14 protein-coding genes and 1 pseudogene are annotated in these 14,831 nt (G+C 46.1%); 1 reads left to right on the forward strand and 14 read right to left on the reverse strand.

Annotated features, from left to right (window positions below):
- Positions 1-5: 5 nt before the first annotated feature.
- The 5 genes from MMY81_RS07145 to MMY81_RS07165 are packed head-to-tail and all read right to left on the reverse strand — an operon-like array spanning position 6 to position 3,229.
- Complete coding sequence (locus MMY81_RS07145; RefSeq protein ID WP_252312228.1) at positions 6-179, reverse strand: hypothetical protein; 174 nt, start codon at positions 177-179, stop codon at positions 6-8.
- Entirely contained in the window at positions 176-724 is a 549-nt protein-coding gene (locus tag MMY81_RS07150; RefSeq protein WP_252312229.1) for a carbohydrate ABC transporter permease, read from the reverse strand. Before MMY81_RS07150 ends, MMY81_RS07145 begins: the two co-directional genes overlap by 4 nt.
- Positions 724-1,113 carry a carbohydrate ABC transporter permease gene (locus MMY81_RS07155; protein WP_252312230.1) on the reverse strand — a complete coding sequence of 130 codons (390 nt, stop codon included), beginning with the start codon at positions 1,111-1,113 and terminating at the stop codon, positions 724-726. The genes MMY81_RS07150 and MMY81_RS07155 overlap by 1 nt, the downstream gene beginning before the upstream one ends.
- Before the next feature lie 52 nt (positions 1,114-1,165).
- A complete protein-coding gene (locus MMY81_RS07160) occupies positions 1,166-2,458 on the reverse strand; it encodes an extracellular solute-binding protein (protein WP_252312231.1) in 1,293 nt (430 codons plus the stop codon).
- Between the two features lie 12 nt (positions 2,459-2,470).
- Positions 2,471-3,229, reverse strand: coding sequence for a sugar phosphate isomerase/epimerase family protein (locus MMY81_RS07165; protein WP_252312232.1), 759 nt, complete (start codon positions 3,227-3,229; stop codon positions 2,471-2,473).
- A 199-nt stretch (positions 3,230-3,428) separates the two neighbouring features.
- Between MMY81_RS07165 and MMY81_RS07170 the strand changes: the two genes are divergently transcribed.
- On the forward strand, positions 3,429-4,199 hold the full coding sequence (locus MMY81_RS07170) for an AraC family transcriptional regulator (protein WP_252312233.1): 771 nt from the start codon (positions 3,429-3,431) through the stop codon (positions 4,197-4,199).
- Between the two features lie 85 nt (positions 4,200-4,284).
- Here the strand turns inward: MMY81_RS07170 and MMY81_RS07175 are convergent, their stop codons facing one another.
- From MMY81_RS07175 to MMY81_RS35045, 9 genes and pseudogenes are all read right to left on the reverse strand, one after another.
- Positions 4,285-5,997, reverse strand: a complete 1,713-nt coding sequence (locus MMY81_RS07175) for a SulP family inorganic anion transporter (RefSeq protein ID WP_252312234.1) — start codon at positions 5,995-5,997, stop codon at positions 4,285-4,287.
- 141 nt (positions 5,998-6,138) lie between these two features.
- Positions 6,139-7,371 (reverse strand): hypothetical protein, encoded by a 1,233-nt coding sequence (locus tag MMY81_RS07180; protein WP_252312235.1) that lies wholly within the window; start codon positions 7,369-7,371, stop codon positions 6,139-6,141.
- Between the two features lie 95 nt (positions 7,372-7,466).
- Positions 7,467-8,368, reverse strand: a pseudogene (locus tag MMY81_RS07185) (macrolide 2'-phosphotransferase).
- Positions 8,369-8,690: 322 nt separating this feature from the next.
- A complete protein-coding gene (locus tag MMY81_RS07190) occupies positions 8,691-10,277 on the reverse strand; it encodes an L-lactate permease (RefSeq protein ID WP_252312236.1) in 1,587 nt (528 codons plus the stop codon).
- A 237-nt stretch (positions 10,278-10,514) separates the two neighbouring features.
- Positions 10,515-12,779, reverse strand: a complete 2,265-nt coding sequence (locus MMY81_RS07195; protein ID WP_252312237.1) for a glycoside hydrolase family 3 C-terminal domain-containing protein — start codon at positions 12,777-12,779, stop codon at positions 10,515-10,517.
- Between the two features lie 123 nt (positions 12,780-12,902).
- Positions 12,903-13,118: a type II toxin-antitoxin system Phd/YefM family antitoxin gene (locus tag MMY81_RS07200; RefSeq protein WP_252312238.1), complete on the reverse strand. Its 216-nt coding sequence runs from the start codon at positions 13,116-13,118 to the stop codon at positions 12,903-12,905.
- Positions 13,119-13,193: 75 nt separating this feature from the next.
- Positions 13,194-13,625, reverse strand: a complete 432-nt coding sequence (locus MMY81_RS07205; RefSeq protein ID WP_252312239.1) for an MATE family efflux transporter — start codon at positions 13,623-13,625, stop codon at positions 13,194-13,196.
- A 106-nt stretch (positions 13,626-13,731) separates the two neighbouring features.
- Positions 13,732-14,568 (reverse strand): MATE family efflux transporter, encoded by an 837-nt coding sequence (locus MMY81_RS07210; RefSeq protein ID WP_252312240.1) that lies wholly within the window; start codon positions 14,566-14,568, stop codon positions 13,732-13,734.
- 180 nt (positions 14,569-14,748) lie between these two features.
- Positions 14,749-14,831, reverse strand: an 83-nt coding sequence (locus MMY81_RS35045) for a hypothetical protein (RefSeq protein WP_374561505.1), incomplete at its 5' end; no start/stop codon positions are given.

Consider the following 14,831-nt stretch of genomic DNA (forward strand, 5'->3'; position numbering starts at 1 on the left):
TACTGCTATAAGTTTTGAAAAGTAAATGATTCAGGTATAACCTGAAAAGGATTTACGAAGAATTCATTCATGCTTTTTAATGATGTTGATACCATATATAGAAAAGGATATCCTGTGAAAATCAGCAAAATAACAACCATTACATACAGACTCGTTCGTTTGATTAACTCAGTCATCATGACAGGATCCCTCTCTTCTTACGCTTATAGTCAATAAATTGAATGATAAGCACACAGACAAAAGCAATTAGAAACATTACTGCAGCTATCGTACTGGCATAACCCATATTAAAATTAACAAACCCCTGACTGTACATATACGTTCCTAAAATTTCAGTAGCATTACCAGGCCCTCCGCCAGTCATAATAAAAAATATATCAAATGCTTTTAAAGAGCCGACAATTGCTAATACAGAAGAAGTTACAATGGTCGGCATAAGAGACGGGAAGGTAATATACAGAAATTGTTTCCAGCCGTTCGCGCCGTCTATCTTTGCCGACTCATATAACTCCTCTGGTATTCCTACCATAGCTGCTTTAAATAAAATCATGTAAAAGGGAGAAAACTGCCAGATAACAACGATAAGAATGGCTACCATTGCTAAATTTGGATCCCCAAGCCAGTTGAATTGACCAAGTCCTAAAGCAGAAGTAAATTGATTAATAGGACCGTTGCTGGGATCGTATAAGAATATCCACAGCAGACCAATCGCTACCGTTGACATTAAGTAAGGCAGGAAAATATAACATTTAACAGCCTTTTTCCAATAACAGGTGAGAATAAGATTAACGCCATGATTAAACCAAGCGGTATTTGAAAAAAAATAGAAACCAAAACCAGCAGAAGGTTATTTTGCAGAGCCTGCCAAAAGCTGGCGTCGTTAAGAAGTGTTACATAATTTTGTACACCAATAAATTCACTTTCGCCGCTGACCCCGCTCCAATCCAGGAAGCTATAATTAAATGTCGCCAGAATCGGATAAAGAGTATATACTGCATAAACCAGAAGAGCCGGAAGCATAAAGCCTGTAATCACCCAAATATTTTTCTTTACACGCTTGTTTTTACTGGATGCCCTGGCAGCTTCTGATCGTTTATACGCTACATCATTCATTAGAAACGCTTCCTTTCCTCTTCAGGAATAAAATGGACAAAACCATATGCATTTACTCCTGACTACTTTCTGCTTCTGCTTCCATTCGTTCAGCAGCTTCTTCCGGCGTTATACTAAGTCCAAACACTTCCTGTACAGAATTCAGGTGTGTTTCAGCTAGTTCAGGCGGCAGCGTTTGATCGTATGGCATTTGAATGAATTCCGCTTCTTCTACTAATTCACTGAACTGTTGTACGTAGGGATCATCTGAAACAATTCCTTCCAGTCCAGAAAGGCTGGATGTTTTTTCTACAAAATCCTGCGCTGTTTCTTCGCTTGTCAGGTATTCTATTAATTCAATAGATTCTTCTTTGTGTTCTGTATCTTCATATACAGAAAGTACCGGTGAGACAGAGCCATTCAAATTAGTTGGGTTTCCTTCTCCTCCTTCAACTTCTGGAAAAGTAAATGCCTCAAGATTTTCTTCAAATTCTGGAAATTCATCTCTCACATTATTTACAAACGTTGTCGTCATAAGCATCATCGCCGCTTGTTCTGAATACATTAACTGCCTGCCTTGTCCTGCATCATAAGGAATGCCATTGAACCCATCATTAAAAGCGTCCATTTCCACTAATTCCTGAATCTTTTCTCCAGCTTCAATAAATTCCTCATCAGCAAAGCTGCCTTCTCCTTCCAAGGCTTCTGCAAATAGTTCAGAGCCACCTAAACGATCAGCAAAGTACATATAAAAGTAGCTTCCAGGCCATTGGGTTTGATTGGTTAACGCATAAGGATCGTATTCATTTTCTTTTAATACTTCTATCACTTCTTTTAATTCCTCATATGTCTGCGGCTCTTCCAGCCCAAGCTCATCGAATATCTTTGCGTTATAAAAATTCATTGTCAGCGAAAGTCCAAGAGGAAGGCCGTATACTTCATCTTCATAAGTAGAATTGTCCATCGCAAGATCCAAAAAGCGATCCGTGCTTACATCTTCTTCGCTCAAGTTGAGCACCTGTCCACTGTCAACAAATTCCCCGAGCCAGCCTCCTCCCCATGAATGGAAAACATCGGGAGGATTTCCTCCAGACATCGCAACCACCATTCTCTGCTTATAGTCATCGTTTGGTATTCGCAGCGGTTCGACTGTGACGCCGGGATTGTCATTTTCATATCTCTCGATAGCATTTAAGTACACTTCTTCTTTTGCTCCTGTTTCTATGTGCCAAAATTGAATCGTGGTGTTTTCTCCTTCTGCCTGGCTTTCTTCTCCTCCTGTTTCCACGTCTCCTCCCCCGCAGCCTGCTGCAACTATCATGCTCCCCATCAATACACCGTATAAAGCATTTCTCTTTTTCAACATAACTCCCCCTTATTATTTGACTGCTATGTTTTTCAAATATTCCATGCTGATCGCTGCGCTCTCAAACGGTGTTTTCTTCGTTTTATCCTGCTCTACAATAAACCATTCTGCGTTTGTCTTTTCCCCTTGCTCGATAATGCGGTCTACCTCGAGCCCTCCTGTCCCAAGTTCTGCAAAAAACTGCTCTTCATCCTTTGTCATATCCTTTATATGAATTCTTTTCATTCTGTCTTTATAGCGCTCAAGCCATTTCACTGGGTCCTCTCCTGCTTTTTTAAGCCAGTACACATCCAATTCTGCCTGCACCCATTCCGCGTTTGTCTGCTCCAAAATATATTCCAGAGGCACAATGCCATCCACTTCCTCAAGTTCAAAAGCATGGTTATGATAACTAAAATGAACCCCTTGCCTTCTGCACTCTTCCCCGGCAGTATTCAGTACTTTTACTACTTCCTCGTATCCCTTTTTACTGATTCGATTCTCTTCCGGGATAATAGGGCATACAATACTGCTGCTCCCTGCTTCTAATTGATAGGAAATCACTGAATTTATGTCATCTCTCAACGTATTATAAGGAATATGACTTCCCGCATTTTCCAGATCCAGCGATTTCATTTTTTTGTTAAGATCTTTTGCTTCATATTCTCCAAAGTAGCCGGCAAACTCTACTCCTTGATATCCAAGGTGTGCTATTTTCTCTAATGTATCGTCAAAATTTTGCATTGCTTCTTCTCTTAATGTGAATAATTGAATACCTATTTTTTTATTCAATTTCAGCCCTCCCATTTTTGATAACGCTTACATTATTAACTAAATTTTTTTTATACTCCATTTCTCCTTTCTATAAAGGGATTCTGTGTGCCGGTAACTGATTTTCATGTTATAGCAACTATTCTGAAAATTATATAGATGATATTATCAAAACATGCACTATTTTACTTTTGATTTCAAAAAGGGGGCTGAAATTTTTATGACAGATATTTACTGTGATTATTCATATCATAATAAAAGTTTTTCCAACAGCCACGTTCGCGGATTAAAAAATTACTTACTTAGATTACAAACAGAAGGCAGAAGTAAAATATTTTTGAATGGAAGATGGCACTGTGTAAAAAAAGGAGACCTTCTCTTAGCTAAACCAGGAGATCATTATGAGCTTTCTGTAGACTCGAATACACCGAGCGGCGATTACTATATGTATTGTAATAACATATGGATGGATCAATGGTGGGAACGGACGAGCTGCTCTTCTTTTATACGTATCGGCCTGGATTCTAAATTAATTTCATTGTGGAATCACCTTATTTTAGAAATAAGACGTCCTACTCTTCAAAAAATAGATAAAGAATTAATCAGCCAGCTTTTTCAAACTCTTTGTTTATATTTGGAAAGGACCATTCAAGAAGCTTCTTTTACTTCCCAACGTCCATATGCTGTCACTCAGATGATGCACTACATTGAAGAACATGCTATTTACAATTTCACTATTCGCCAGGTTGCCTCCCATGTAGGGTTAAGTGTTTCAAGAGCCAGCTATTTATTTAAAAGCACGCTCGGCCAGTCTATGATTGATTACGCTATGGAGATCCGTTTGTCAGCTTCCATTAATCAAATGATGTATACTTCCATGAGTTTGTCGAAAATATCGGAGAATTGCGGTTTCGGAACTTATCCTTATTTTCACCGCGTTTTTAAAAAAAAATATGGAATGTCTCCGGGAGCCTACCGAAAAAATCACTGACCTAAACGACATCGGCTATGTTTTATAAGTTATCAAACGAAAAAAACCAGCAGAATGTATACTCTGCTGGTTTTTTGTGCTGTATTTATATCATAAAATCATTCGGTCCTTTAGCCGTCTTCTTTTTGTCGGGGGATGGCAGGCGGACGTTCATCTGCTCGAGAATGTGCTCGATGCTCTGGTAGCTGACGCGCTGCTGCAGATCTTTTTTCCATTCGGCTTTGGCAATCGTGTCCCGGACGTAGCCTTTAACGTTGGCCAGATAGAAAAACATTCCGGTTTCCTGCTGGAGCTGCAGCAGAAATTCCTCCAGCTGCTCTACCGAAGAGGTATCAATATCGTTGACACCGGACATGTCGATTACCATCCAGTACATATCCGTCCGTTTGCCGGCAAGCTCACGGATATGTTCCTCCACGTAGGAGTAGTTGGCAAAATGAATGTTGGAATCAATCCGCATCAGCATCCCGTTTCGAAACAGGAGCGCTTCCGGAAACCGGCGCCGGTCCCGGAACTCTCCCTGTTCGCTTAAGTAGCCGAGCTCGGCAATATTAGGCTGCATGCTCTGCCGGATAATAAACAAGAGCGTAAAGACGGCTCCGATAATAATGCCCCACTGAATACCGACAATTAATGTAGACAGAAAGGTCAGCACCCACACCCAGCCTTCGAGTGGCCTGACGTCAAACAAGTGCTTTGCCTGCTGAATGTCGACCAGCTTGTACACGGCGGAAATAATAATCGCGGCAAGCACCGCGTTCGGCAGGTAATAAAACAGCGATGTGAAAAACAATAATACAACAAGCACACCGCCTGCTGTCAGAACAGAAGCCGCTTTCGTCCGGCCTCCTGCTTCGTGGTTCACCGCGGTCCGCGAAAAGCTGCCGTTTACCGGAAAACCCTGGAAAAAGGAGCCGACAAGATTCGACATGCCAAGCGCTTTGAGCTCCTGATTCGGGCGCACCGCATAGTGTTCCTTTTTGCTGATCGCACGTCCGATGGAAAGAGACTCCATAAAGCCCATTAAGGCAATAACAATGGCCATCGGAAGGAGATTCACGATCATACTGCCCGTTACTTCCGGCAGTGTAAATGCAGGAAGCCCCGCCGGAATCTGTCCGACAATGGCAACGCCCGCGTCATCGAGTCCCAAAAACACCACGGCTGCTATAGCCAAACACAGTGCTATAAGAGGAGCGGGAAGCCGCGGCCATCTTTCTTTCAGCCAGAGTATCAGTACAAGGCTGAGACTACCGAGCAGCACGGTGTATCCGTTGATGCTGTTCCACTGGCTGCCAAGATTGTACAAAATCGTATGAGCCCGCAGGTTTCCTTCTGACGTGACCCCAAGCAGATGATTGAGCTGGCTCAGCCCAATGATAATCGCGACGGCGGACGTGTAGGCGCTGAAAACCGAATGGGGAATAAATTTCACAATAAATCCGGCTTTTCCAAAACCGAGCAGCAGTTGAATCAGCCCGACCATCGCGGCCAGTACGATCACGTACTGAATATATTCCCCAGTATCCGCCGGCGCATAAGCGGACACGGCGGTAAAAACAAGTAACGAGGTAATAGCGACCGGGCCGACCGATAAATGCCTGGAGGAACCAAGCAGTGCATAAACGAGCATCGGAATGGTCGCAGCGTAAAGCCCCATCACCGCAGGCACACCGGCAAGCAGCGCATACGCCATCCCCTGCGGAATAATCATTACAAGAAGTGTCAGGCTTGCGATACTATCCTTTTTCAGCAGGTCTTTATTGTATGTAGGACGTTCTTTAAAAATGCGGATCACGTGCTTTTCCTCCTTTCTACCCTCTCGTCCAATGAATGTCTTCTTCTATTAAAACATAAAAAGAGGAGAATCCGCTTGATAACGAATACTCCTCTTTAAAAGCACTTATGGCTTCTCCATTGATCCCTTACCCAATCTTCTCTATTCGTTTCTTACGTTCTCCTTTTGTTCCTGCTCTCTTTTTGCCTGCTTTTTCCTTTGACGCTGGCGGTAGCCGTAGGTGCCCTTTAAAACAGCTTCTTCATTTTCCAGGCCGGCCCCGAGGGCTCCGATACATGTCGCAAGCGAAGTGACCAGCCATGCAAGAGAAAGGTAATAGGAAAGGTCAACCTCCCTGTCCACTCCGATACTGGATTCCAGCATGCTTACTGGAATAAATAAAAATACCGAGAGTAAAAACAGGAAAAACAGCACAATATAATAACCGAGAACCCCTAAACCCAGCGTCAGAATGGTAGACGTATTATGCAGCTTGACCATCGTAAGTGATTCTATTTTCGAAGAGTTTTCCCATAGGCCATGGGAAATAATAATCCAACTCGTCAGGGCGGTAAACGCAGCAATCATTAATAAAAGGGAACGTTCCCATTCATAGGCTTCCCCGAGCTGCCAGAGGGTAGGAAAAATCATCGCGTAGGCCCCTGAAGCAAAAGCCAGCGCAATCACACTTTTAAATGTCGAAAAAATATTCCAGGGATTATTAGCCTGAACCATGCCGGTAATTAAACGAAGGTAGCCGTTCCATTGCGGACGGGCCATAAACCGTACATCCGATATGCTTCTGCTTTCTTCTGCCTGCACACGGTATATAGGAGCAATACGTTCAAACCACCCTTTGCGGACCAGGTCACGAGCTCCTTTATTTGGAATATACTGCTGGTTCTGCCTTTGGATTTGTTCTACTTTTTCCTGTTCCCTGTCTCTTATTTCCTTCGAACTGCCATGATACATTTCACTGATCAATTGAAGAGATGCTTCCCGAACCCTACGTTTCATAGGAACAGCTCCCAGGGCAGGAAGCGACAGCTGGGCAATGCTGCGCTCTCCGTTTACTTCTGCCACGAGAAAATTACCTTCCCGGAAAAAGGGAAGATCGGTAAGACAAACAGCATAATCCCAGTCGTGAAGCTGCTTTACGGTTTCTGCTTCTTCTAAAATATCCGAGACCTGTTCTGCAGACCCGGCAAACGCATCGGTGAGGACCTCTATTTTCCAGGATACTTTCTCCTCTACGTACAACTCAAGATAGAAAGGAAAATCCGGCTCTATAGCCTGCGCTATAGAGGAAGCCATTTCCGGGCTGGCTATCAGGCCGACACTCACTGTATCACCCGCAGGACTCTGCTCTTTGCGTGTCCGGCTGTTGTTGTCCATGATTTCCCCCTCGTGTTTTACTGATATGACATAAGGAAAGCCCCGATCTCGCTGCTTTCCTCTTTCCTTTATCATCATGATACCATTTTTCAGGATTAAGACTCCTCTACGATTCCGAGCATCTGTCCGGCCATCTCTTTCATATCTTTCAGGCCGGACGATATCGCAAACTCAGCAACTACCACCGCTTCTGCCGCTCGTAGTTCAATAATATGCTCTTTCATGTGCGGCCAGATTCTTCCGCCTGCATTTTCATAAGCAGCTATTACTTTGTCCAGACCGCGATCCCCAAAAATAAGATAGTGCGCTGCAAAATCTCGGGATACGTCGGTTACCGCCGCTTCGGTCCAGTCGATCAAGCCGGTCGCTTCTGCCTGCGGGTTAATGAGAATATGCCCCGGGTGCACGTCGCCGTGCGTCAGCCCGGTATGATCCGGCCACAAGACGTCATTGGCTATCCACGCCTGCCAGCGCTCCCACAGTTTCTGTTCCACACCGAAGGTCTGCTTTACCTTTTCCATTCTTGAAGCCATCGAACGTCTCGCTTTGATACTATCATGCATGACGATGCCGGCCTCTTTCACATGTGCTGCAGGCATTTGATGCAGTTCCGCAAGCAATCTTCCTAAGGAAGAATGATAGGCGTCCGGGCTGTTTTCAATATCAAACTGCCACACATAGTTTTGGATAGCTGGGTCAATGGTTCCGGCCGGCACGCCGCCAAGCTGCTTATATGCAATCAGCTCCCCGGTAAAAATCCGCAGTCCGGCGCTTTTACCCACGTATGGCGGTTCACTGCATCAAGCACGGCTTTTTCCTGCGCTGCCTTTGCCATAGAATCGCTTCTGCGGGGCAGGCGAAGAATCCATTTATCCCCCGCTTTATCCTCGGCGTGAAACACCTGAAAATCGAGTCCTGATTCGTTTCCCAGGAGCGTACCTCCCACTATATCCAGCCCGTTCTGTGCGGCGAGCTGTTTGACTTCCTGTTTGTTCATTCCATTCACCGTTCCCTCTCCTGATTTTTCCGTATCCATACATACCAGAGCAAACGAAAGAACAGGTCCTGCTGAATCCAGTCACAAATAAAAGAAAGAAAGGCAGAAAAATCTGCCCTTCTTCCCTGGACCGCTGTGGCCCGTGAAGAGTATTAAAAATGTGCAGACTGCTCCCGTTTACTCTGTTTTCCGAAAACAGAGCCTTTGAACATATCAAATTACTTGTTCAAAGCCGGGTGGCGCAATCTGATCGCTGCAGTCATTTTTAATACCCCTCCTTTTCTTTTAGTACTGCTCATTATAGAGAGAGAAAAGAAGGAAGTCAAAACACATTCATCACGATAAATCCGCCAATTCCTACGAGCACCCCGTAAATCAGGGCAGGGCCCAGTGTTTTCCGGATCACGCTGCCTTCTTTTCCTTCCATGCCGACAACGGCACTGGCGGCGACAACGTTATGAATGCAGATCATATTGCCGGCACCGGAGCCGACGAGCTGCGCACCCAGTACGGTATTCACATCCACTCCGGTTGCGGTGGCAATGCTGTACTGAATCGGAGAAAACGTAAGTGTAGAGACCGTTGCACTCCCGGTAATAAATGAGCCTAGCATCCCGAGAAATGGTGCGGCAAAGATCCACATCGGCCCAAAGACTGCCGCCATGCTTTCCGCGATATACTCCGGCATACTGACTATCTCATTGGCGTTCATGCCGGAATTGCTGAACACGTGCACCATCGCAAGTGTTGCAAACAGCGTAATGCCGGTGATTTTAATCGTAGACAGCGCATCCAGCGCAGAGGCCGTAAAGTTACGGAACGAGCGGCGGTGAATCAGTACAGCGAGAATGGCCGTCAGCGTTAAAATAGCCCCCGGCGAATACAGAAACGCCCACTCAGAGTTAACTCCCTCTACTCCCAGAATGTTCATCCAGGACAAGTTAATCGCTGTATTGGTAAATTCCTCAAGCCAGGGCACGGTTCTCGTCAACAGCAGCAGAATCACGACTATAACGTAAGGTGACCAGGCTGTAAGCAGACTCATATCTGACGTTTCCGTATCGATCGTAAAGTCATCCTGTAGAGCGTCCATCCACGTTTCTTTTGGAAGCAGCAGCCCCTTTTTCGCCGTAATCGTGGCGACCGTAAGGCCGGTAAGAGAGCCGAGAATAGCCACAAACTCCGGTCCGAACAGAAACGCATATAAGAGCGCGGAGCTCGTATACACCGCACCGATCATCAACGTCCATGGGATCATCGGCCACACATCTTTCAGGCCCTTCCCTTTTCCGAAAAACAGCACGAGTACAAAAATCAGGATGGCCGGCACAAAGGTGCCGCCGAATAAATCAATGAGCGTCACGGTCACTCCTACCTCCTGAAAAAAGGAAGGTGTGGCTGCTTCAAGCGTACTGAGACCTACAATAACCGGCGTTCCAACCGCTCCAAAAGCAACTGCCGAACTGTCGGCAATTAGAGCCGTCGCGACAGCGGCAAGCGGCTTGAAGCCGAGCGCCACCATTAAAGGTGCCGTAATCATCGCAGGCGTTCCAAAACCGGCAACGCCTTCAATCAACGAGCCGAACAAAAATGCGACAAGAATCAGCTGGACTCTCATGTCGGCTGATATACTCTGAAATCCCTGGTTGATCCGGTCGACCGCCCCGTTTTTACGAAGCGTATTCAGCAGCACGAGAGCTCCGAATAAAATCAACAGGATCGTCAACGTTTTATGGGCTCCCTGCAGAATAGAAGACAGAATCACCCGGCTTTCCATGTCCCAGAATAAAACCGCCAGAAAAATCACAATAGCGGCACTCAGCGACATACCCTTAATGGCCGGCATTCGGAGCAGTACAAGAAAAAGAAACGGAAAAATAACGGCGCTCAAAGCGGTCAGCATTAGCATAACGGTGTCTCCTTCAGCAGATAATAATACGCTTTCATTTTTAGAAACGGATGAATGCCTGTATGTCAGTCGAGCATCCGCCGCTTAAGATCAGGTCATCTGATGACTAGCTTATTCTACCTTTATTTTACCATGAGAGGAAATCGCTTTCAATTTCATTTTTGTCTTTCTTGTGTCCAATAAAAAAGAAGAACCCGCCTGCTCACGGGTTCTTCTCTCTATTAATTTATTTGGGCGTTACATGCTTCTATAAAGATCAGCAAGGTTCTGTTCAGTGAAATGGCCGCTGCTGAAATTAATCAGTCCGCGGAGCGGCATTTCCTTCATCATTGCTTCCATCATTGGATCTGCGGCACCGCCTTCTTCTACCATCTGCTGGGCAAACAGATTATTTGAAGCAAGCGAAGCAAGGTGCTTTTCAAGCACCGGTTTTAAATCCGGATGCTGCGCTAATTCTCCCAGTCGGGAGTTGCGGTGTATCCGGGTAACCGGCCGTGTGTCCTCTGAGATATCTACCTCTTCGTGCAGACGCAGATCACGGGACGAAGCACCGACAGTTATTGTAAATGTGCCGGGTTCAACGATCCATTGGCTGAAACCGTCATGGTAGTAGGCAAAACTGCGCTCATTCAATTCAAATGTCACGTCTTTGGATTCACCAGGTTCCAAATGAACTTTCTTAAATCCTTTCAGCTCTCTTTCCGGCCGTTCGAGGCTGCTTTTCTGATCTTTAACATACAGCTGAGCCGTTTCTTTGCCTGCTGTGGAACCGGTATTCGTGATCGTGCAGGTGACAGTTACATTCGTACTGCCTGCTTCCTGCTGATCGATCCGAAGATTGCTGTAGGAAAAGGTCGTGTAGCTCAGCCCGTAGCCGAATGGAAACAGCGGCGTTTCTCCTTTTGCATCGTAATAACGGTAGCCGACGTACAGCCCCTCGCCGTACGTCACGTTGTCTTTATTGCCGGGAAAATGCAGGTAGGACGGGTTCTGTTGCAGCGTCATAGGAAATGTTTCTGCGAGCTTTCCGGATGGATTCACGCTGCCAAACAGAATATCTGCGGACGCCTGCCCCATTCCCTGGCCGCCCAGATAACATTCTACGACGCCTTTCACGCTGTCCAGCCATGGCATTTCAATCGGCGCACCGTTGCTGAGCAGTACTGTCACATTATCATGAACACGTCCCAGCTCTTCTATCAGCGCCGCCTGATTCGCCGGCATCTGCAGATGTGTACGGTCATATCCTTCCGATTCATACCGGTCCGGCAACCCTGCATAAACGACAACTTTATCAGCGGCCTTCGCAGCCGCGAGTGCTTCTTCCACTAAAGCCGCATCGGTGTCGTTGCGGTCGAGGTGAAACCCTCGCGCATACGTAATCTGCTGATCTGCGGACGCTGTCTTTTTGATCTGTTCGAGCGGAATATCTAAATAGGCTGGATTCACCTTGGAGCTTCCCCCACCCTGAAATCTCGGCTGTTCAGCAAATTCCCCGATCACTGCAACTGACTCAGAGGCCTGCAGCGGCAGCACGTCTTCATTTTTCAAAAGAACCATACTTTCCGCAGCCGTTTGCACCGCAAAATCATGATGCTCTTTTTTATCCACGTTCCAATTTCGGGATAAGCCTTTTTCGGCTTTATCTGCAAAAGCAAGCATCCGCTCTACGGTCCGGTCAAGCACTGCTTCATCCAGCGTACCGTCTTCAACAGCATCCTGAATCGCTTTGTCGCCCACACCGCCGCTGGACGGCATTTCCAGGTCCATTCCGGCTTTCAGGCCGGCCACCCGCTCATTCACAGCACCCCAGTCCGAAACTACAAACCCTTCAAATCCCCATGTGTCCCGAAGAAGTTCCGTCAGCAGTCTGTGATTTTCCGAAGCAAAGACGCCGTTTACTTTATTATAGGAGCACATCACAGACCAGGGCTGGCTGTTTTGGACCGTCGCTTCAAAAGCGGCCAGATATATTTCATGAAGCGTGCGCTCATCCACGCGTGCATCCATGGTCAGCCGGTGGTACTCCTGGTTATTAACGGCAAAGTGCTTCAGGGAGGTGCCAATACCTTCCTGCTGAACCGCATGAATATAGGCAGAAGCCATTTCAGAGGAGACATACGGATCTTCTGAAAAATATTCGAAAATACGACCGCATAGCGGGGACCGTTTGATGTTAATCCCCGGTCCCAGCAGCACCGCCACATCTTCCGCTCCGGCTTCATGAGCCAGACGGCGTCCGACGCCTTCCATCAGCTCTCTGTTCCAGCTGGCGGCTAGTCCTGCAGCGGTCGGAAAGCACGTAGCCGGTACGCTGTCGGACAGACCCAGGTGATCAGCACTGCCCCCCTGCTTGCGAAGGCCGTGCGGACCGTCGGTTACCATAAAGCCTGGAATCTGATGCTCTTCTATGTTCTGTGTGTTCCAGAAATTCTTTCCGGAACAAAGGCTTGCTTTCTCTGCAAGAGTCAACTTTTTGACCAGTTCGCTGTATGCTGCCATGATTATCTCCTCCACTTTTTAATACTTTGGTACTCTCCCCTTTTTTCCATATAGTTACACTTCAGAATAGAAAAAAGCAGCCGCCTATGCGCGTCTGCTTCGTATTTTTATAACTTTTTCTATTTAATCGAGCTGCTCTATGGATTCCAATAATCGTTTAGCGTTATTCGGCCTCTGCAGCAAGTAGAGCGTTTCTAGTAAACCGTTATATTCACTCTCTGCCAGCAGTACAGCATTTCCATTTTCTCCAGTAATAACGATTGTTTCTTTATCCTCATTTACCCGGTCCATGATATTATCGAAGTTTTTCTGTGCATCATTGTAAGCAATAAAGGTCACCTTATCACTCCTTTTGTTACTTTGCTTTTATTGTACCTGTCTTTCACAAAAGAAGAATCCTTTCCAGGATGATGCTCACGGTACCGGGGCCGTTTCTTTGTATTCTTCCACCAGGGCCTTGCTTTCCCATTTTCTGCTCCGCCAGCGTATATACATCAGGCTGGCCCTTCCCCATTCATCTATCGTCATCGCAATCCAAATACCGATCAGCCCGAATTCAAGGTAGATTCCGAGCACATAGGCAAGCGGCACGGTCACGCCCCACATGAACAGCATCCCCATCAGAACGGGGTAGCGCGCATCCCCTGTCGCCCGGAGCGCGCTGATGATAATCAGATTACCGGCTTTTCCCGGTTCCAGAATAATGCCGATAAAAAGAAGAATAGTGCCTGTCGCTATAATATCCGGGTTGGACGTAAACAACTGAAATAATGCTTCGCCCGAAAAAGCCAGTACCATGCCGACAAGCAGTACGATCAGCAATGCTATTTTAAGGCCCCGGAACATTTGATGATACGCCAGTTCTCTTTCGCCTGCCCGATCAGCTGCCCTACATAAATCTGCATGCCCTTTCCTACGGACAGCGAAAATATCATCATCAGCGCCATTAAGTTTAAAGCGTAGACTCTTGTAGAAGAGCGGCGGCTCCAAGCGTGGTGATAAATATCGTTATCGCCAGCTGGCTCCCATTATACGAGAGCTGCTCACCGGCGGACGGAATGCCGATGTGAAGAATTTTTCCGGCATGGCGCCGCTCCAACTTGTAAAAATCACTCCATTTCAACGAGACGTCCAAGCGGATATACAAAAGGACGGCTAAGACAGTCATGGCGAGTACCCGTGATATGACGGTCGACAGCGCTACCCCGGCCACTCCCCATTCCGGGAAGCCGAAAGCCCCGAAAATAAACGCATAATTTCCAAACACATTTAATACGTTCATGCCAAGCACGACGTACATAACGTCTTTTGTATACCCTTTACCCTGCAGCAGAGCAGAGAGCGTCATCACCAGCGCCTGGGTAAAAAGAGTGCCCCCGACAATGAGCATAAACGTATCCGCATATGTAATTAATTCCGGCGCCAGATTAAATAATTCCAGCAGAGGAAGACGAAATAAGACAACGATGGCGCTGATAAACAGACCGAAGGCTAAGTTGATAATAATCGCGTGCGAGACAATTTTACTAATATCTTCTGTTCTGCGGGCGCCCGTATACTGCGAGATCACCACACCTGCACCTAAAGCAGTGAAATTAAACAAAACAAACGTCAGCAGGAAAATCTGATTGACGACTCCGATGGAAGCGACCGCATCATCCGAAATAAAGCTGATCATAAACACGTCTACAAACTGCATCGCAATTTGTAAAAAAACTTCAATGAAAATAGGCCATGTAATAAGAAACAGCGACAGTTTCTTACCAGGTTCCCGGGTTTTCTTTATCAAGGCAGATGTCCTCCCTGCTTCTATATATGGGGAGACGTTCCCCTCTTATGTATATTTGATTTCATTACTATCAGTATAGTTATGTTAAATACCAATAACAATCTTTATTTATTGAATAAACTTAGTACAGTGAAATAAAGCCCAATGCCAGAACAACCTCTGACATTTGAGCTTCTTATATTAAGTCACAGGCGCCGGATTGAAGAGACTTAAATCATTGTGCAGTCCCCATTTTTCGGCCCAGGTTTCTTTCTTTCCCTGGC

This window comes from Sinobaca sp. H24 (assembly GCF_023845525.1).